The organism is Streptomyces sp. AC550_RSS872 (assembly GCF_019049285.1).
GTDB lineage: Bacteria > Actinomycetota > Actinomycetes > Streptomycetales > Streptomycetaceae > Streptomyces.
Map to the genome: position 1 here is coordinate 142,602 of NZ_JAGMUL010000042.1, position 17,788 is coordinate 160,389.

Annotated in this window: 19 protein-coding genes; 11 read left to right on the top strand and 8 right to left on the bottom strand. The window is 70.4% G+C overall.

Going from position 1 to position 17,788, the window contains the following annotated elements; all coding sequences use genetic code 11:
• The first annotated feature begins 104 nt into the window (after window positions 1-104).
• Window positions 105-1,289, top strand: coding sequence for an acyltransferase (locus KUM44_RS19275; protein ID WP_217209300.1), 1,185 nt, complete (start codon window positions 105-107; stop codon window positions 1,287-1,289).
• A 13-nt stretch (window positions 1,290-1,302) separates the two neighbouring features.
• Here the strand turns inward: KUM44_RS19275 and KUM44_RS19280 are convergent, their stop codons facing one another.
• Window positions 1,303-2,883: a methylmalonyl-CoA mutase gene (locus KUM44_RS19280; protein WP_217209301.1), complete on the bottom strand. Its 1,581-nt coding sequence runs from the start codon at window positions 2,881-2,883 to the stop codon at window positions 1,303-1,305.
• 147 nt (window positions 2,884-3,030) lie between these two features.
• Between KUM44_RS19280 and KUM44_RS19285 the strand changes: the two genes are divergently transcribed.
• On the top strand, window positions 3,031-3,927 hold the full coding sequence (locus KUM44_RS19285) for a L,D-transpeptidase family protein (RefSeq protein WP_217209303.1): 897 nt from the start codon (window positions 3,031-3,033) through the stop codon (window positions 3,925-3,927).
• Between the two features lie 212 nt (window positions 3,928-4,139).
• Here KUM44_RS19285 and KUM44_RS19290 read toward each other — a convergent pair whose 3' ends face one another.
• Together KUM44_RS19290 and KUM44_RS19295 are read right to left on the bottom strand one after the other, a co-directional pair.
• Entirely contained in the window at window positions 4,140-5,207 is a 1,068-nt protein-coding gene (locus KUM44_RS19290; RefSeq protein WP_217209305.1) for a hypothetical protein, read from the bottom strand.
• Window positions 5,207-5,869, bottom strand: coding sequence for an RNA polymerase sigma factor (locus KUM44_RS19295; RefSeq protein ID WP_217209306.1), 663 nt, complete (start codon window positions 5,867-5,869; stop codon window positions 5,207-5,209). The genes KUM44_RS19290 and KUM44_RS19295 overlap by 1 nt, the downstream gene beginning before the upstream one ends.
• A 519-nt stretch (window positions 5,870-6,388) precedes the next feature.
• Here KUM44_RS19295 and KUM44_RS47585 point away from each other — a divergent pair.
• Both KUM44_RS47585 and KUM44_RS47590 read left to right on the top strand, forming a co-directional pair.
• Window positions 6,389-6,640 (top strand): pentapeptide repeat-containing protein, encoded by a 252-nt coding sequence (locus KUM44_RS47585; protein ID WP_374202052.1) that lies wholly within the window; start codon window positions 6,389-6,391, stop codon window positions 6,638-6,640.
• Between the two features lie 296 nt (window positions 6,641-6,936).
• Complete coding sequence (locus tag KUM44_RS47590) at window positions 6,937-7,203, top strand: hypothetical protein (protein ID WP_374202048.1); 267 nt, start codon at window positions 6,937-6,939, stop codon at window positions 7,201-7,203.
• A 164-nt stretch (window positions 7,204-7,367) separates the two neighbouring features.
• Here KUM44_RS47590 and KUM44_RS19305 read toward each other — a convergent pair whose 3' ends face one another.
• Complete coding sequence (locus tag KUM44_RS19305) at window positions 7,368-7,985, bottom strand: RNA polymerase sigma factor (protein WP_217209308.1); 618 nt, start codon at window positions 7,983-7,985, stop codon at window positions 7,368-7,370.
• Between the two features lie 264 nt (window positions 7,986-8,249).
• Between KUM44_RS19305 and KUM44_RS19310 the strand changes: the two genes are divergently transcribed.
• On the top strand, window positions 8,250-9,140 hold the full coding sequence (locus KUM44_RS19310; protein ID WP_217209309.1) for a septum formation family protein: 891 nt from the start codon (window positions 8,250-8,252) through the stop codon (window positions 9,138-9,140).
• Window positions 9,141-9,333: 193 nt separating this feature from the next.
• Here the strand turns inward: KUM44_RS19310 and KUM44_RS19315 are convergent, their stop codons facing one another.
• A complete protein-coding gene (locus KUM44_RS19315) occupies window positions 9,334-9,729 on the bottom strand; it encodes a hypothetical protein (protein WP_217209310.1) in 396 nt (131 codons plus the stop codon).
• Window positions 9,730-9,895: 166 nt separating this feature from the next.
• Here KUM44_RS19315 and KUM44_RS19320 point away from each other — a divergent pair, with 166 nt between their 5' ends.
• The gene (locus KUM44_RS19320) at window positions 9,896-10,390 is read left to right on the top strand and encodes a DUF1877 family protein (protein WP_217209312.1); all 495 of its coding nucleotides are present in this window, start codon (window positions 9,896-9,898) and stop codon (window positions 10,388-10,390) included.
• 29 nt (window positions 10,391-10,419) lie between these two features.
• Here KUM44_RS19320 and KUM44_RS19325 read toward each other — a convergent pair whose 3' ends face one another.
• The 3 genes from KUM44_RS19325 to KUM44_RS19335 all read right to left on the bottom strand — a co-directional run bounded on the left by KUM44_RS19325 (window position 10,420) and on the right by KUM44_RS19335 (window position 13,381).
• Complete coding sequence (locus KUM44_RS19325) at window positions 10,420-11,034, bottom strand: hypothetical protein (RefSeq protein WP_217209314.1); 615 nt, start codon at window positions 11,032-11,034, stop codon at window positions 10,420-10,422.
• Window positions 11,035-11,151: 117 nt separating this feature from the next.
• Window positions 11,152-11,655, bottom strand: coding sequence for a hypothetical protein (locus KUM44_RS19330; protein ID WP_217209315.1), 504 nt, complete (start codon window positions 11,653-11,655; stop codon window positions 11,152-11,154).
• A gap of 88 nt (window positions 11,656-11,743) precedes the next feature.
• Window positions 11,744-13,381 carry a glycoside hydrolase family 20 protein gene (locus KUM44_RS19335; RefSeq protein ID WP_217209378.1) on the bottom strand — a complete coding sequence of 546 codons (1,638 nt, stop codon included), beginning with the start codon at window positions 13,379-13,381 and terminating at the stop codon, window positions 11,744-11,746.
• Between the two features lie 190 nt (window positions 13,382-13,571).
• On the opposite strand from KUM44_RS19335, the gene KUM44_RS19340 reads away from it, so the two are divergent.
• The 5 genes from KUM44_RS19340 to KUM44_RS19360 all read left to right on the top strand — a co-directional run bounded on the left by KUM44_RS19340 (window position 13,572) and on the right by KUM44_RS19360 (window position 17,730).
• A complete protein-coding gene (locus KUM44_RS19340; protein ID WP_217209317.1) occupies window positions 13,572-14,141 on the top strand; it encodes a 2-oxo-4-hydroxy-4-carboxy-5-ureidoimidazoline decarboxylase in 570 nt (189 codons plus the stop codon).
• Between the two features lie 166 nt (window positions 14,142-14,307).
• Window positions 14,308-14,688, top strand: coding sequence for a succinate dehydrogenase, cytochrome b556 subunit (sdhC, locus tag KUM44_RS19345; protein WP_079056196.1), 381 nt, complete (start codon window positions 14,308-14,310; stop codon window positions 14,686-14,688).
• Window positions 14,689-14,697: 9 nt separating this feature from the next.
• Window positions 14,698-15,192 (top strand): succinate dehydrogenase hydrophobic membrane anchor subunit, encoded by a 495-nt coding sequence (locus KUM44_RS19350; protein WP_217209319.1) that lies wholly within the window; start codon window positions 14,698-14,700, stop codon window positions 15,190-15,192.
• Window positions 15,193-15,214: 22 nt separating this feature from the next.
• The gene (gene sdhA / locus KUM44_RS19355; RefSeq protein ID WP_217209321.1) at window positions 15,215-16,969 is read left to right on the top strand and encodes a succinate dehydrogenase flavoprotein subunit; all 1,755 of its coding nucleotides are present in this window, start codon (window positions 15,215-15,217) and stop codon (window positions 16,967-16,969) included.
• A complete protein-coding gene (locus tag KUM44_RS19360) occupies window positions 16,969-17,730 on the top strand; it encodes a succinate dehydrogenase iron-sulfur subunit (RefSeq protein WP_062721897.1) in 762 nt (253 codons plus the stop codon). The genes sdhA and KUM44_RS19360 overlap by 1 nt, the downstream gene beginning before the upstream one ends.
• Window positions 17,731-17,788: the final 58 nt, after the last annotated feature.

Consider the following 17,788-nt stretch of genomic DNA (forward strand, 5'->3'; position numbering starts at 1 on the left):
ACGCGTACGGACGGCCGGGCAAAGCCTTTATTCGGCGAGCGAAGTCGCCTTCGGATTCGGACTAGTGTGCTGTGATCCTGCTGCGTCACAGCGAGGAGAACTCTGTGATCGACACGCCCGAGGGCACCCCTGTGACCTCCACGGGCACCCTTGTCCGCGCCGCTCTGCCGCCCGCCGCCGAGGCATCGCCTCCGCAGGCGCCGAAAGCAGCGAAGCCCCGGGGGGCCCGGCTGCGCGCCCTGGACGGCCTGCGCCTGCTGGCCGCACTGATGGTGGCGGCGTACCACTACGGCGGCCGGGACGGCGACGTCGCCCAGGCCTGGGGCTCCTCCCCGCGCGTGCAGTTCCCCACGCTGTCGCCGTACTTCGCCTACGGCTGCCTGGGCGTGCAGGTGTTCTTCGTGATCAGCGGGTTCGTCATATGCATGAGCGGCTGGGGCCGTCCGCTGCGCTCCTTCTTCGCCTCGCGCGCGTCCCGGCTGCTGCCCGCCTACTGGGCGGCGATCCTCATCGTGACGGCGGTGTTCGCACTGCCGGTGGTCGCCTACAAGACGGTGTCGCCGAGCGACACGCTGGTGAACCTGACGATGCTGCAAATGCCCCTCGGCGTGGACCGCGTGCTGGGCGTGTGCTGGACACTGTGGGCGGAGATCCGCTTCTACGCCCTGTTCGCGCTGTGCATCGTGCTGCCCGGCGCCAGCCGTCGGCGCGTGATCCTGTTCTGCGCGTGCTGGACGCTGGCGGCGGCGATCGCGCAGGGCGCCGACCAGCCGCTCCTCGACATCGTCCTGATGCCCGAGTACGCGCCGTTCTTCATCGGCGGCGTCGGCCTGTACCTGGTCCACCGCGACCGGCGTGACGCCTACGCGTGGGGCATCGTGGTCGTCAGCTGGCTCATCGGCCAGCACACCGCGGTCGAAAGCCTGTGGCATCCACGGAACGTGGACGCCTTCTCGTACCGCACCACGTTCGGCATCGTCCTGGTCGTCACCCTCGGCTTCCTGGCCGTCGCCGCGATCGCACTGGGCTGGCTGAGCCGGGCCGACTGGCGCTGGCTGACGGTGGCCGGCGCGCTGACGTACCCGTTCTACCTCGTGCACGAGCACCTGGGCTGGGTCGTCATCGAGGGCCTGCACCGCGGTCTGGGCATCCCGTCGTACGGCACCTTCCTGCTGACTGTCGCCGCCATGCTGCTGCTGGCGTGGCTGCTGAACCGGTTCGTGGAGGAGCGGTTCACGCCGAAGCTGCGCGCGGCGCTGTCACGGCCACGAGCGCAGCCGGAGCCGTAGCCGTGGCAACCGCTCAGAAGACATCGCTCGGCACGTAAGACCCCCAAACCCCCCGCAACGCATCACACACCTCCCCCACCGTCGCCCGAGCCCGCAGCGCCTCCTTCATCGGGTACAGGACGTTGTCCTGACCCTCGGCGGCCTTCTTCAGGGCCGCCAATGCCGAGTCCACCGCTCCGCGGTCCCGTTCCGCACGCAGTTTGGCGAGGCGTTCCGCCTGTCGGGCCTCGATGGCGGGGTCGACGCGGAGCGGCTCGTACGGCTCCTCCTCGTGCAGCTGGAAGCGGTTGACACCGACGACGACCCGTTCGCCGGCGTCCGTCTCCTGGGCGATCCGGTAGGCGCTGCGCTCGATCTCGCCCTTCTGGAAGCCGTGCTCGATGGCCGCCACCGCGCCGCCCAGGTCCTCGACCCGCCGCATCAGCTCGACGGCCGCCGCCTCGACGTCGTCGGTCATCCTCTCGATGACGTAGGAGCCGGCGAAGGGGTCCACGGTCGCGGTCACGTCCGTCTCGTACGCGAGGACCTGCTGGGTCCGCAACGCCAGCCGCGCGCTCTTGTCCGTCGGCAGGGCGATGGCCTCGTCGAAGGAGTTGGTGTGCAGGGACTGGGTGCCGCCGAGGACCGCCGCAAGGCCCTGCACGGCGACCCGGACCAGGTTCACCTCCGGCTGCTGGGCCGTCAGCTGCACGCCGGCCGTCTGGGTGTGGAAGCGCAGCATCAGGGACTTGGGGTTCTTCGCGCCGAACTCGTCCCGCATCACCCGGGCCCAGATGCGGCGGGCGGCGCGGAACTTGGCGACCTCCTCCAGGATCGTCGTACGGGCGACGAAGAAGAAGGAGAGGCGGGGCGCGAAGTCGTCCACGTCCATGCCGGCCGCGACCGCTGTACGGACGTACTCGATGCCGTCGGCGAGGGTGAAAGCGATCTCCTGCGCGGGGGACGCGCCCGCCTCGGCCATGTGGTACCCGGAGATCGAGATGGTGTTCCACTTCGGGATCTCGGCCCGGCAGTACTGGAAGATGTCGGCGGTCAGCCGCAGGGACGGCTTCGGCGGGAAGATGTACGTGCCGCGCGCGATGTACTCCTTCAGCACGTCGTTCTGGATCGTGCCGGTGAGCCGGTCGGCGCCGACTCCCTGTTCCTCCGCCACCAGTTGGTACAGCAGGAGCAGCAGCGCTGCCGGGGCGTTGATCGTCATCGACGTCGACACCTGGTCCAGCGGGATCCCGCCGAACAGCACCCGCATGTCCTCGATCGAGTCGATGGCCACGCCCACCTTGCCGACCTCGCCGTGCGCGATCGGCGCGTCGGAGTCGTGGCCCATCTGGGTGGGGAGATCGAAGGCGACGGAGAGCCCGGTCGTGCCGTGGGCGATCAGATCGCGATAGCGGGCGTTGGACTCCGTGGCCGTACCGAAACCGGCGTACTGGCGCATCGTCCAGGGGCGGCCGGTGTACATGGAGGGGTACACGCCCCGGGTGAAGGGGTAGGCGCCCGGCTCGCCCAGCTTCTCGGCCGGGTCCCAGCCCTCCAGCGCGTCCGGCCCGTAGACCGGCTCGATGGGCAGTCCGGACTCCGACTGACGCGCCATGGTGTTCCTCCGTGTCCCGGTTCACTTCTGTCTCCCACCATGCCGCCTGGTTCGCAACCGGTCACTCGCGGGGAACATCTCAGGTGACATCAGGGCCGCCGGGGCGGCCGCGGTGAGACGCCGGGGGTCGGGATGCGTACCAGGGGCATGGGGAGATCTACCGCCGTACTCGCCTCGGGAGCCGCGGGCGCCGCGCTCGCGGTCCTGTGCGGCTGCACGGTGCAGGCGTCCGGGGACGACCGGCACTCGCCGGTGCGCATAGAGCTGCCGAGCGGCACGCCGTCCGCGAAGTCCGCGCCGCCCGAGGACGATGGCGATGGCGATGGCGATGGCGATGGCGATGGCGATGACAAGGGCGACGGCAACGACGACAAGCCGGGCGGGACCCCCACGGCCGCGCCCGCGGCGCCCGCCGCCGTGCTGTGGTCGCGGGGCGACGAGGGCCGTGACATACGCGAGCTCCAGGCCAGGCTGCGGCAGATCGCCTGGCTCTTCGACGGCCCGACCGGGGCCTACGACGATCTGACCGAGCAGGCGGTGCGGGGCTTCCAGGGCAAACGCGGGCTGCCGAAGACGGGGAAGACCGACGAGGTCACCTGGGAGCGGCTGCTGAAGATGACCCGCGAACCCGGCAAGTGGGATCTGTACCTGATGGGCGGCCAGCCGGCCGACGCGCCGGACGCGCGGTGTCTGACCGGCCGGGTGCTCTGCATCAGCAAGTCGAGCCGGACCCTGCGCTGGATGATCGACGGGCGGACCGTCGTGACGGCGCCGGTGCGGTTCGGGTCGCAGTACACACCGACCCGGGAGGGTGTGTTCAGCGTCTACTGGAAGTCCCGTCACCATGTGTCGACGCTCTACGACTCACCCATGCCGTACGCCATGTTCTTCAGCGGCGGCCAGGCGGTGCACTACTCGTCCGACTTCGCGGCCACCGGATACGCCGGTGCCTCGCACGGCTGCGTCAACGTACGGGACGAGCGGGCGATCTCGGAGATGTTCGCCCAGGTGCGGACCGGCGACAAGGTCGTCGTCCACTGGTGAGGCGCGGGGCGCGCAGTGAGAGGTGGGTGTGGGGCGCGGGCGGGACCGGGGGAACGTGTCCCGCCCGCGCCAATGCACGAGCCGCAGGTACGGGGGGAACCCCGGCTCTGTGCGACGGCCGATGACCAGTCGGCTCACTCAGATCAGCGCCGTGGCGGCCGAAAGTGTCACTCCTGCCGCGAAGAAATTTCCACGGATCACAAAACCGCAGGTCATCGACGTGCGAGCGGAGTGAGCGGAGTGAGGACCCGGTCCGGCAGAAGGCCGGCCATGGCCGACGGGGCGACCGCGGTGCCGTCCATGCGATGGTCGTTGCCGTTGCCGTGACGGGTGCCGTGGTCGCCGCCGTACCGGCCACCTCGGCCGTCACGGAGCCAGTCGGCCCCGTCGCCCTCGTCGTCCTGCTCCCGGCCCTCGTCCTCGTCCCGGTGCCCGCCCTGGTCCTTGTCCTTGCCGGTGCCCGGCTTGCTCCAGGTGCCGTCGCCGGACGCGTTCAGGACGTTCTTGCAGTACTTCCGCACGCCGTCGGAGCCACCGGCCGCGCCCTCCAGGGTGCGGCGGTGGTCGTTCGACAGCCGCTTGCCCTCGCGCAGGTCGCGGCAGTACGAGGTGACGGCCTTCCACCAGCCGGCGGAGGGGTCGACCCGGTCGTCGCCCGCGGACTCACGGTCCGTGGCCGGGCCACCGGGTGCCGTGTCGTGGGTGGCGTCGGGGTCGGCGGAGGCTTCCGTGTCGTCGTCCGGCGTGGGTTCGCCCTGCACCCGGCTCTCCGGGGAGGGCGAGACGAACGGGCGGTCCGACGGTGCCGGCGCCGAGACCGAGGCGGCCGGGCGGCCCTCCTCGTCCCCGTCGAACGGCGTCGGCAGGAATCCGGTTCCGGCCGCGACGGCGACCCCGCCGACCATGCCGACGGCCAACGCGGCGGCGAGAGAGAGCCGTACCGGACGGGCCCAGCGGGGGCGACGGGCGGCGCGGGCGGGACCGCCGATCCGGACGAGCCCCACGTCGGTGACGCGGTCGGTGTGGGGTCCGGCGCCGGGGCCGACGCTCACGGGGGCGTCGCCCCGGTCGGCGCGGGCCGCGCGGAAGGCCGCCAGTGCGGCGGCCTCTCCGGGGAGTTCCGCGCTGCTCAGCGGGGGTTCGGCGGTCAGTGCCTCAAGGGTCTTGGCGAGGCGTTCGGCCTGATCGCGGTCGGCCGTGTCGACAGCTTCGAGTGACTCTCCGCGCAGCAAACGCTCCGCCGTTTCGCGGTCCAGCCACCTGTACTGCTCGTCGGCCATCACACATCCTTCTGCGTCCGCGAACGCATATGCGTCACACTCGCGGACGTCACCGCACGGCCCCGCGGTTCTCGCTGGGGAGGCAGGGCGTCGAGCACCCCGGCCGATTCCGGATCGTCGCCGAGCAGCTCGGCCAGCCGCTTCAGACCCCGGTGAGCGGCGGTCCGTACGGCACCCGGACGCTTGCCCAGCGTCTCCGCGGCCGTCTTGGCGTCGAGCCCCACCACCACGCGCAGGACGACGGCCTCGGCCTGGTCCTGCGGCAGCCGCGCGATGAGGGAGAGGGTGCCGTCGGTGGCCAGGGCCTCCATGGCCTCGCCCGCCGTGTCGGACTCGGCGGCCTTCCCGGTCAGCTCCGTCTCGTCACCGCCGATCGCGGGGCGGCGGCCGCGCATGCGTATGTGGTCCAGCGCCCTGTTCCGGGCTATCCGGGCGGCCCAGCCACGGAAGCGGTCCGCGTCGCCGCTGAAGCGGCCCAGGTCACGGGCTATCTGAAGCCATGCCTCCGAGGCGACGTCCTCGGCGTCCGGGTCGCCGACCAGCGTCCGTACGTACCCGAGCAGCCGCGGGTGCACGGAGCGGTACACAGTCCGGAACGCACTCTCGTCCCCGTCCTGTGCGGCAAGCACCGCGGCGGTCAACTCCGCGTCGTCCCCCAGCACTGGTACCTCAATTGGTGGTTGCGGTTCCGAGACCGCAGGTCGTTGCGGTGGTCATTAGCCCTCCGCGTCCGGCGCGAAAGGCACGTTACGGCCTGAAAGCGCTGCTCGTCCATGTCCGTACAGCATGCAACTACCCGGGATTCCGCGAATGTGTCCACCCAGGTGTGACAGAAAACGCAGTCATGACGCTGTAGAAAGTACGGGCCGCCGCGCGGCCCGTGCCGCGCGGCGGCCGGGGCCTCTCCTGTGGGGGGTGGCGGCCCCGGTCGTCTCCGCGGTTCAGCCCCTGCCGACGGGTACGGCACGGGAACTCGAGCCGCTGCCGCTCACCGCCCAACCGTTCGGCACCGCCCACGGCCGGCCCGTCCTCGCGGTGCGCCGGAGCCTCTGGAGAAGGTGGCAGGGCGGCCGGACGTCTGACCTCTCGGGCGGGAAGCTCAGCCTGTCTTCTCGCCCTTCTCGGGCCTCTCGGCGCTCTCGCCGGACGTGTTCTTCCCGCTCGGGCCCTGGCCGCTGCCGGTGGCACCGTCCCCGGCCGTCTTCGTCGGTTCGGAATTCGTCGGCTCGGACCTCGTCGGCTCGGACCTCGTCGGCTCGGACCTCGTCGGCTCGGACCTCGTCGGTTCGGTCTGCGCCGGCCCGGTCCTCGCCGCCCGCGCCAGCTGCTCGGCGCAGTACGCGGTCACCTTGTCCTCGCCGCCCGCCGCCGTGACGAGCCGCTGCCAGGACGTGGAGTCCAGGGCCTTGCCGTTGCCCTCGACCTGGTCATAGGCGCGGCACTTGGCCTCGGCGTCCTGGGCGGTGGAGGGGTGGCCGGGCCGTCCGGCGGTGCCGGGCTCGGCGGCGGACGGCCCGGTGGACGGCCGGTCGGGGGCACCGGCCGTCGGGGTGGAGCCGACCTTGTCGTCGGCGGGGTGGTCGGAGGAACCGGACGAGCCGATCGCGGCGACCGCGACGCCGCCCAGGGCGAGGCTCGTGACGAAGAGGGAGAGCGTGGTCTTCACGGACAGCGCCAGTCGCCGCGGCTCGCGGGGCCGCCAGTCGTCCCGGCGCCGGGTGCGCGCCCGGTGCGCCCCCGCGGCACGGGCGGCCCGGTACGCGGCCACGGCACGCTGCTCGCCGTCGAGGTCCGCGCGGTGCCCGCGCAGTACGGCCGCGGAGAGCAGCGCCTCCAGCGCGGCCTCGTCGAGCGTCATCTGCGGGCCGGTCGCCCGGCCGGGGACGAGGCCGCCAGGGTGCGCACGCCGACGGCCGGAGGTCCCACCGCCGCTCTGCTGTTCACCCATGTCCGTGTCCTGTTCCTGTCCGACCTGGCCTGTACCCGGTCCGCGTGACGCACGTGTCGTACGTGGTCTACGTGACCTTCGTGACGGCTGTGACTCACCAGCTCGTAGAGCCTGTACGTCCCTCACGCCCCGTACGACTCACCGAACACTCACCGTTTCGCCTCATCGAGGCGCCGGTGTGCCGCTCCGGTCGCCGCCGTCACGTTCACTGTTCATTTCGATTCCCCCAGCGTCCTGGGGCCGTCATCCGTCACACCTGAGACGCCGAGCTGCTGGGCCAGACGCTTCAGACCCCGGTACGCGGCCGTCCGCACCGCGCCCGGGCGCTTGCCGAGGACGCGTGCGGCGGCGGGGCCGTCGAGACCGACGACGACCCGCAGCAGCACCGCCTCGGCCTGGTCCCGCGGCAGCCCGCCGACCAGTGCCAGGGCACGCTCCGTGGAGATCGACTCCAGCGCCTGGTCGTGCGTGCTGTGCGGCCCGGGCAGGTCCAGTACGTCGCTCTCCAGCGCCGACGCCCGGGGCCGTACCTTCTGCCGGCGCAGATGGTCCAGCGCCCGGTGTCTGGCGATGGTCGCGGTCCAGCCCCGGAACCCGGCGCCGTCGCCCTGGAACCGGCCGAGGTCGCGGGCGATCTCCAGCCAGGCATCGGACGCCACGTCCTCCGCGTCGTCCCCGACCAGTCCGCGCAGGTACCCGAGGAGTCCCGGCTGCACCAGCCGGTACGCCACCGCGAAGGCGGCCTCGTCACCTTCCTGAGCCCGCGCGACGGCCGCGCTCAGCTCCCCGTCGTGCGCGCGCACGCGGCGGGTTTCCCCTCCCTGGCCCAAGAACTGTCCTCGTCCGTACCGGTTCGCGGCGAATCCGCACCTCGCGATGCGGCCCCCTTTCGCACGCCCCTCCACGGTCAACAGCGCCCGGCCTCGCAGAAGTGTCACAGGGCGGCCGGGATGGACCGGGGATACAACCCTTGCGGCTCATCGGGAGTCACACAGACGCCGCGACCAGGCAAGAGCCTTGGCACAGCGACACCCCAGGGATGGCATACGATGCGCGCGCCCCTCATAAAGATCACATAAGAGGATGTACACGCCATGTCGATCGTTCGACCTTCCCGTCCCCTTCGTGGCATAACCGCCGCCGTCGCCCTGCTCGCGCTCGGTGCGGCCGGGTGCTCGGACGTCTCGGACGCCGTGGACAGCGCCAAGGACGGCGCGAAGAAGGTGGCCCGCCAGCGCTCGGTGTTCTCGCTGGCCGTCGGCGACTGCTACAACCCCAACACCAAGGGCGAGGGCGAGGAGATCCTCGTCGAGATCGTGCCGTGCGCCGAGGCGCACACGGGTCAGGTCGTCGCCGACTTCAAGATCGACGAAGGCAGCTCGTACCCGGGCGACGACGCGATCACGGCCATCGCCGACAAGCGGTGCCCGGTCGAGGCGGGGAAGTTCGCCCCGGACACCTGGGCGCTGCCCAAGGGTGTCTCGGTCTTCTACTACACCCCGACCAAGGAGAGCTGGGCGACCGGCGACCGTGCCGTCACCTGCACCTACAACAAGGAGTCGGGCAAGTTCACGGGCACGCTGAAGGCCGACGCGAACACGTTGAAGCCCGCGCAGAGCACGTACCTGAAGGGTTCGAACGCCGTCTACGACGCGCTGTGGGCGAACCAGTCCGAGAAGGACACCGTCGAGGAGGACCTGGCCGGCTACAAGGCGCAGGCCAAGGCCGTCGCGGCCGCCCTCGAGGCACATCTCACGGGCCTGAAGGGCATCGAGGGCGCGGAGGTCGGCAAGCTCCGTGAGCAGCTGACGAAGACGGCCGAGCACTGGAAGACGGCCGCGAACGCCGCCGACGCCGACGCGTTCTACATCGCCTACGACCCGGCCTTCACCGGCATCGACCCGAACAAGACGGTCGCCGCCCGCAAGGAACTGGCCCTGGCCACCACCGTCCCGGCCGACGAGGCCGAGGTCTGGGCGAGCTGACGCCTCGTCGGGCAACGGCACAGCACGGGGCTGGACTTCAGCCGGACGGCGATCCGCAGCCGGACACCGCTGGGCACGCCCGCGGCCGCCCACCCGGGCCGGACACCGACGCCGTCACCGCCGACAGCACCTGACCCGGCCGGGACCCCGCCCATTCACGGGGTCCCGGCCGGGTCATGTCCACGCCGTCGCCCTACCGCCGCGACTGCCCGCTCGTCGCGTCCCGGCACAGCAACCGCAGCGACCCGTCGCCCGCGAAACACCGCCGGGCCTCGTCGATCGGATCCCACAGCCGTCCGTCGGGCGTGCGGATCCAGTGGTCGCCGCCCGACGCCCACCACTCGGCGCCGCTCTGACGGGCGATCACCTCACCGGCGTACGCGCCGAGACCGCGCAGGGTGTTCTCCACGGCGGCGTACGGCGTCCGTTCGCGGCGCAGTTCCTCGATCATCCGGTCGACCCGCCACAGGCTCTGCGCCGAGTAGTCGAGTCGCAGCCGCGCCCCCTCGCGCATCGTCGCCACCGCGTCCGCCGCCCACCGCACCGGCTTGCTCGCGGCCGAGGGCCTGGTCTCCGCTTGAGTCGTCACATCCTGGAGAGCGTGGTCGAACAGCGTTTCGTCACGCGGATCCGGGGGCTGCCCGGGACCGGCGCAGGACCGCCCCACGTCCACCTCATGACAGTCACAGGACTCCCTCAGACATCGGGTTTACGCGGGAGTGACGCTTCGCCGCTCCCGTGCGCTCCAGTCACTGATGAGCATGTACCTCCATCTCCGAGCGGTGCCGCCCCCGGCACTGCGCAACAGCGCGACCTGGTTCCAGCGCCTGTTCGAGGACGACTGGGACACCGTGCGGGAGCGGATCGGCCGGCATCGCGAGGAGGTGCTCGACCGGCAGTACGGCGATGTCGAGCTCCTCTACTCCGGCATCCCCCCGAACCACGCACCGGACGGCCCCCGCACCCATGTGGTCCTCGGCGGCCGCCCGGTCTTCCACCCCGAGACGCCCTTGCCGCCGTTCCTGCTGCTCACGGCGGCCCAGGTGACCGGGGTCGCCGGGTACCTCAAGGCGGCCGACTTCGACGACCTGTGGCGCGACGCACGCACGAACCTGCTGCGGCCGTACGCCGCGACGGACGCGGAGAACGAGGTGCGCGGCCTGTTCGCGGCGACCCACCGCGACCTGACCGCGTTCTACGCGCAGACGGCCGAGTACGGCGACGCGGTGGTGAAGTGGCTGATGATCTGACGGCCCGGGTGCCGGGGCCGTCAGGCCGGTCAGCCCCTGCCCCGCGCCCGCCGCGACACCACCGCCCGCAGCACCCGGCGCCCCTCCGTCGACACCTCCAGCGCCCGGCGCAGGCCGCCCGCGCCATGCCCGGAGAGGATCTCCAGGACACTGATCTGACGCCGCAGTTCGGCGGCGACGAGCGGCGACATGCCCGCCGTGCGGCCCTCGACGGGGGCGGGCCCTTCCGCGCGCGCCGAGCTGAGGGCCTCGGGGAGGGCGCCGGCCGAGGTGACGTCGTCCTCCGCGGGGTCCAGGAGCCGGTGTATCTGGAGCGAGGCGACGGAGCAGGCGTCTGCCCAGACCCGCGCCTCGGCGGCGGACCGTACGGCGGGGGCGGCGGCGAGCATCCGCCGGGCGAGCAGGGCGGCCTCGTCCTCGACGTCCTCGTCGTCCACGATCTCGGCGACGCCCAGCTTCCCGCGTACCTGCTCCAGCAGTTCACCCCACGCGGTCGGCTCCCCGCCCGCCGCGAGGTTCGCCCACAGCGGCCGCAGGACCTCGTCGTCACCGCCCAGCAGCGGCACACACCGATCCAAACAAGCCAACCCGCTGGCGGCCAGTCCGCGTTCGTCGGCCTGAGCGATCAGTTCCACCAGGCTCATCCACGCCTCCCTAAGCGGGTAAGTCATGAGGGTCGGGGTCCCCGCACAGGCCCCTGGAGGGCTCCTCCCTTAACGGAGCCCGCACCTCCCCTTACTGCGCGCAACGGCCCCCGAGTGTCACAGGGGTACGACACCGAGCCGGTCGAGCAGCCGAAAGAAGAGGTTTTCGGCCAAAGGATCCGCTTCGGAGGTGAGTACGTCGATCACGGACTCGGTGTTCACCTCGTGCCCGGCCTCAAAGGCCCAGGCGACGGCCCGTTCGGCGGCGTCGGAGGGTTCGAGGAAGTAGTCCTCCAGCGTGAGCCCCTCGTCGCCGGCGCCGAGGTACCCGGCCATCGCGGCCCGCGCAAGACAGGTCGTCCACGCCCCGCTCTCCGGCGCCGCCGCCTCCACCACCACGGAGGCGCTGTCCATGACGTACCCGAAGAGCGCGGGCGCCCCGGTCTCGCCGGCCAGGGCGTTCATGCTCCCGACGTCACCGTCCCCGCTCGGGTACTCCCACACCTGCCAGCCGCCCGGCGCCGCCTCGCGCAGGGTCATCCCCTCGGCCCCGGCCAGCGCGTCCAGCTCCGCCAACGGCCGCTCCCCGCGGCCCACGACGAAGTACCCCCAGTAGCCCATTCCGATTCCCCCTGGCTGTTCGGTACGGCTAGGCCCGAATACACCACATTCGCACGGGGGTTCGCAGCCGTATCGGCCAATCCACAGCTCAGTTCAGCCGGTCCGCGAGCGTGCTGAACTCGGCCCAGGACAGCTCCGGCTCACCCGCGTCCCACAGCTTCTGCACGGTCGCCCGCAGCGGCATCCGGATCCCGGCCGCGACCTGGTCCTGCGTCTGCGAGTCCGCCAGGTCGCACCAGACCGCGAAGGACCCGCCCAGGATCTGGTCGTCGTACGTGGCCGGCACGGCCGTCGTCCCGCGCAGGACCCGCGGCGTCCACTGCGCGTAGATGCGCTCACCGGTCGGATAGACGAAGGTCTGCGGCTCGCCGAGCACGTAGTAGAGGAACTCGTCGTTGTAGTTGACGACCTTCCGCCCCTCCCTCAGGTACTCCAGCGGCACCCGCGCGCCGATCTCCTTGCCCGTCCAGTACGCCACCTGGATGTCCTTGTCCGGCTGGACGGAGGTGTTCCGGAAGAACCCGTCGTTCCAGGCCCGCGGCGTGCGGTCGTGAGCGCGGACGGTGGCGGCGCGGTCATTGAGCCACTTGGTGGCGAGGTCGGCGACGGTGGCGCCGGATCCGTAGGCCTCCCGGGCGGCGGCGGCGAGCTGCGGGTAGGACGCCTCGGGATTCGAGACGACCAGCGCCTGGTACTCGTCGGCGCCCAGGTGCCACTGGTTTCCCGGGAAGAGCCCGGCGAACTCGTTCAGCAGGTCGTCGACGATCTCGGCGGACTCGGGCTTGGAGATGTCGACGGCACCTCGCGTGGCGACACCGTTCACATTGCGCAACTTCAGATCCGGGTGCGCGGCGATGACGGCCCCCAGATGCCCGGGCGAGTCGATCTCGGGCACGACGGTGATGTGCCGGCTCTCGGCCAGCTCGACGATCTTCCTGACCTGCGCCTTGGTGAGGTGCTGCTGGGACACGATCTCGGGATGCGAGGTGGACTCGATCCGGAACCCCTGGTCGTCGGAGAAGTGCAGACCCAGCTGGTTGAACTTCAGGTCCCCCAGCTCCCGCACCCGGTCCTCGATCCAGTCCGCGGTGAAGTGCTTGCGCGCGATGTCGAGCATGAACCCGCGCACCGGCTTGGCCGGCTCGTCCCGCACGACCCCCTCCGGCGCCGTACCCCCGTCGTGGACCTCCTGCTTGAGCGTCCGGGTCCCGTAGAAGACCCCCGCCTCACCGGGCCCGGATATGGTCACCCGTCCACCGCGCACGGTCATCGAGTACGACTCCGGATCCGCGCCCTGGTCGTCGTTCAGCGCCAGCCGCACATCCCCGGCCCGCACGTCGTCCTTCTCGCCCGCGTACGTCAGCCCCAGCTCACCGGCGATGAGCCGCCCCTCGTCGGCGAGCTCCTTGTCGTTCACGACGACCCGCTCGCCCTTCGCCGGACGCCAGCCCGGACCACGGGCGGCGGTGTGCGACGTGACCGCCGGGATGGTCCGCGGCGCCTTCGAGAGCGGATACGACCGAGTGGGTGACGGGGTCGGAGTGGGCGCTTGTCTCGGTGCGGAGGGAGAGGCGGCCTCGGACATCCCCGGTGCCGACCGACGCTGCTCCGATCCGGCCGGCGATCCGTCGTCGCCGGTGGCCAGGAGCCCGAGGCTCACCCCGGCCGCGACCGTCACGACGACCACGGCGACGATCAGCACCCACGTCTGCTTCAGCGCCCTCATGGCCGGGGCCCGGCGCCTGTGCTTGTGCTGGCTCACATCGCCAACCTAGGCCCTGCGAGCTCAGCCCGCCGTCCAGGGAACGTTCTGAAACTCTCCCGTTCGACTGAAATTCGGGCATCCGTCGGACACGTCACGTCCACACTCGGTAACGTGGCGCCACTCCTGCCCCAGAATCCCCTGTCGAAACCACGTGACGCCCACACACCTTCCTGGCCGAGTCGCCATACCGTCCTTGCCCACCGTCCTGGACGCCTTCAACAGCGCGCCTGCCCACGAGGCCCGCGCGCTCCTCTTCGACTGCCTGCGCAGCCCCCGCTGGGTCGAGCGCCTCGCGAGCCACCGCCCGTACCCGGACGTCGACTCCCTGCTGGCCGCATCCGACGAGGCGGCATACGACCTGACGCCGGGGGATCTGGCGGAGGCGCTGGCGGCAGAAACGTTGCCGGTTCTGCCGGAGGGGATCTACGGAGCCGCCCATACAGCTCTCAATGCGGCGAATGCCGCATACGAGGCCAAGTTCGGGCACGTATTCGTCATCTGCCTGGACGATCTGGCGCCGGCCGAGGCCCTGGACCACGTGCTGCACGCCATCCGGTCTCGATTGGCAAACGATCCGGACGACGAACGAGTCCTGACGGCAGAGGAACTCCGGCGCCTGGCAAAGGGCCGGCTGGTTCGCGCCCTGAGGGGCGCGGGGAACTGCGCGACCAGCGCAAACGGCGCCGCACCCGGCAACAAACAGGCCAGCCCACCCCATTAGCCGCACATCACCCATCCGCGTGCCACTTTGATCACATACCCACACCCCCGCTAAGCCGCGCAGCGCAACGTGGATACGATGCTGAGGGCCGGTGGACCGTACCCGGCCGGGCCCGACCGACAGCACAAGCCGGCTGGCCCCAATCCCCGCTCCCGGAGGAACTTCCGTGCCGGCTGGAACGCTGTACCGCGGCCGGGAAGGAATGTGGTCCTGGGTGGCTCATCGAGTCACCGGCGTCCTCATTTTCTTCTTCCTGTTCGTTCACGTGCTGGACACCGCCCTCGTCCGTGTCTCCCCCGAGGACTACGACAAGGTCGTAGCCACGTACAAGACGCCGATCGTCGCGCTGCTGGAGTACGGCCTCGTCGCCGCCATCCTCTTCCACGCGCTCAACGGCCTGCGCGTCATCGCCGTCGACTTCTGGTCGAAGGGCCCGCGCTACCAGAAGCAGATGCTCTGGTCCGTCGTCGGGCTCTGGCTGGTGCTGATGCTCGGGGCGATCTACCCCGTCCTCGGCCACGCCGCTCAGGAACTGTTCGGGAGCTGACGCGTAAGCATGTCAAACAACACAGTCACCACTGAGAAGACCGCCACCGGTATCGGCCCGGTCGAGGGCGAGTCCCTCTACAACGTCGACAACCCGGCCCCCTACATCGAGGCGCCCCGCAAGCGCACCAAGAAGACGCCCCGGTCCACCCGGGGCAACTTCGAGATGGCCGCCTGGCTGTTCATGCGTCTGTCCGGCGTCGTCCTGGTCGTCCTGGTCATCGGCCACCTGCTGATCCAGCTGGTGCTGGACGGCGGCGTCTCCAAGATCGGCTTCGCGTTCGTCGCCGGCCGCTGGGCGTCCCCGTTCTGGCAGGTCTGGGACCTGCTGATGCTGTGGCTCGCGATGCTGCACGGCGCCAACGGCCTGCGCACGGTCATCAACGACTACGCGGAGCGCGCGAACACCCGCCTGTGGCTGAAGGGCCTGCTCTACACCGCCACGGTGTTCACCATCCTGCTGGGCACGCTGGTGATCTTCACCTTCGACCCGAACATCCGCTAGGCACGGGGCTGAGGCAACCACCATGAAGATCCACAAGTACGACACCGTCATCGTCGGCGCCGGTGGCGCCGGTATGCGCGCGGCCATCGAGTCCACGAAGCGCAGCCGTACCGCCGTGCTGACCAAGCTGTACCCCACCCGCTCCCACACGGGCGCCGCGCAGGGCGGCATGGCCGCCGCGCTGGCCAACGTGGAGGAGGACAACTGGGAGTGGCACACCTTCGACACGGTCAAGGGCGGTGACTACCTGGTCGACCAGGACGCCGCCGAGATCCTGGCGAAGGAGGCCATCGACTCCGTTCTCGACCTGGAGAAGATGGGCCTGCCGTTCAACCGCACCCCGAACGGCACCATCGACCAGCGCCGCTTCGGCGGTCACAGCCGTAACCACGGCGAGGCGCCGGTGCGCCGGTCCTGCTACGCCGCGGACCGCACCGGCCACATGATCCTCCAGACGCTGTACCAGAACTGCGTCAAGGAGGGCGTGGAGTTCTTCAACGAGTTCTACGTCCTCGACCAGCTGATCACCGAGGTCGACGGCGTCAAGAAGTCCGCCGGTGTCGTGGCCTACGAGCTGGCGACCGGCGAGATCCACGTCTTCCAGGCGAAGGCCGTCATCTACGCGTCCGGCGGCTGCGGCAAGTTCTTCAAGGTGACGTCGAACGCGCACACGCTCACCGGTGACGGCCAGGCGGCCGTGTACCGCCGGGGTCTGCCGCTGGAGGACATGGAGTTCTTCCAGTTCCACCCGACGGGCATCTGGCGCATGGGCATCCTGCTGACGGAGGGCGCCCGTGGTGAGGGCGGCATCCTGCGCAACAAGGACGGCGAGCGCTTCATGGAGAAGTACGCGCCGGTCATGAAGGACCTCGCGTCCCGTGACGTCGTGTCCCGCTCCATCTACACGGAGATCCGCGAGGGCCGGGGCTGTGGCCCCGAGGGTGACCACGTCTACCTGGATCTGACGCACCTTCCGCCGGAGCAGCTGGACGCCAAGCTGCCCGACATCACGGAGTTCGCGCGGACGTACCTCGGGATCGAGCCCTACACGGACCCGATCCCGATCCAGCCCACCGCGCACTACGCCATGGGCGGCATCCCGACGAACGTCGAGGGTGAGGTCCTCAGCGACAACACGACCGTGGTCCCGGGCCTGTACGCGGCCGGCGAGGTCGCCTGTGTGTCCGTGCACGGCGCCAACCGCCTCGGCACCAACTCGCTGCTGGACATCAACGTCTTCGGCCGTCGGGCCGGCATCGCGGCCGCGGAGTACAGCCAGAAGGCCGATTACGTGGAGCTGCCGGAGAACCCGGCGGAGCTGGTGATCGAGCAGGTCGAGCGGCTGCGCACCTCCACCGGCACCGAGCGCGTGGCGGCCCTGCGCAAGGAGCTCCAGGAGACCATGGACGCCAACGTCATGGTGTTCCGCACGGAGCAGACCATCAAGACGGCGGTCGAGAAGATCGCGGAGCTGCGCGAGCGCTACCGGAACGTCTCGATCCAGGACAAGGGCAAGCGGTTCAACACGGACCTGCTCGAGGCCATCGAGCTGGGCAACCTGCTCGACCTGGCCGAGGTCATGGCCGTGTCCGCGCTGGCCCGCAAGGAGTCCCGCGGCGGCCACTACCGCGAGGACTACCCGAACCGCGACGACGTCAACTTCATGCGCCACACCATGGCGTACCGCGAGGTCGGCGACGACGGCACGGAGTCCATTCGTCTCGACTACAAGCCGGTCGTCCAGACCCGCTACCAGCCGATGGAGCGTAAGTACTGATGGCTACCCCCGTTATGGACAAGGTGGAGGCCGAGTCCGCCGCGTCTCCCTACATCACGGTCACCTTCCGGGTCCGCCGCTTCAACCCGGAGATCTCGGCCGAGGCGACCTGGGAAGACTTCCAGCTGGAGATCGACCCGAAGGAGCGCGTCCTCGACGGCCTCCACAAGATCAAGTGGGACCTGGACGGCACGCTGACCTTCCGCCGCTCCTGCGCCCACGGCATCTGCGGCTCGGACGCGATGCGGATCAACGGCAAGAACCGCCTCGCCTGCAAGACGCTGATCAAGGACATCAACCCCGAGAAGCCGATCACGGTCGAGCCCATCAAGGGCCTCACGGTCCTGAAGGACCTCGTGGTCGACATGGAGCCGTTCTTCCAGGCGTACCGCGACGTCATGCCCTTCCTCATCACGAAGGACACGAACGAGCCGACGCGTGAGCGTTTCCAGACGGCCGAGGACCGCGAGCGCTTCGACGACACGACGAAGTGCATCCTGTGCGCCGCCTGCACCTCCTCGTGCCCGGTCTTCTGGAACGACGGCCAGTACTTCGGCCCGGCGGCCATCGTCAACGCGCACCGCTTCATCTTCGACTCGCGTGACGAGGCCGGCGAGCAGCGGCTGGAGATCCTCAACGACAAGGACGGCGTCTGGCGCTGCCGCACGACCTTCAACTGCACGGACGCCTGCCCGCGCGGTATCGAGGTCACGAAGGCGATCGCCGAGGTCAAGAAGGCGCTGATCACGCGCCGCTTCTGAGGTCGGCTCAGGTACGGGTTCCCGTACCACGGCTGTGAGGGCCCTGTCTCCCGGTTCG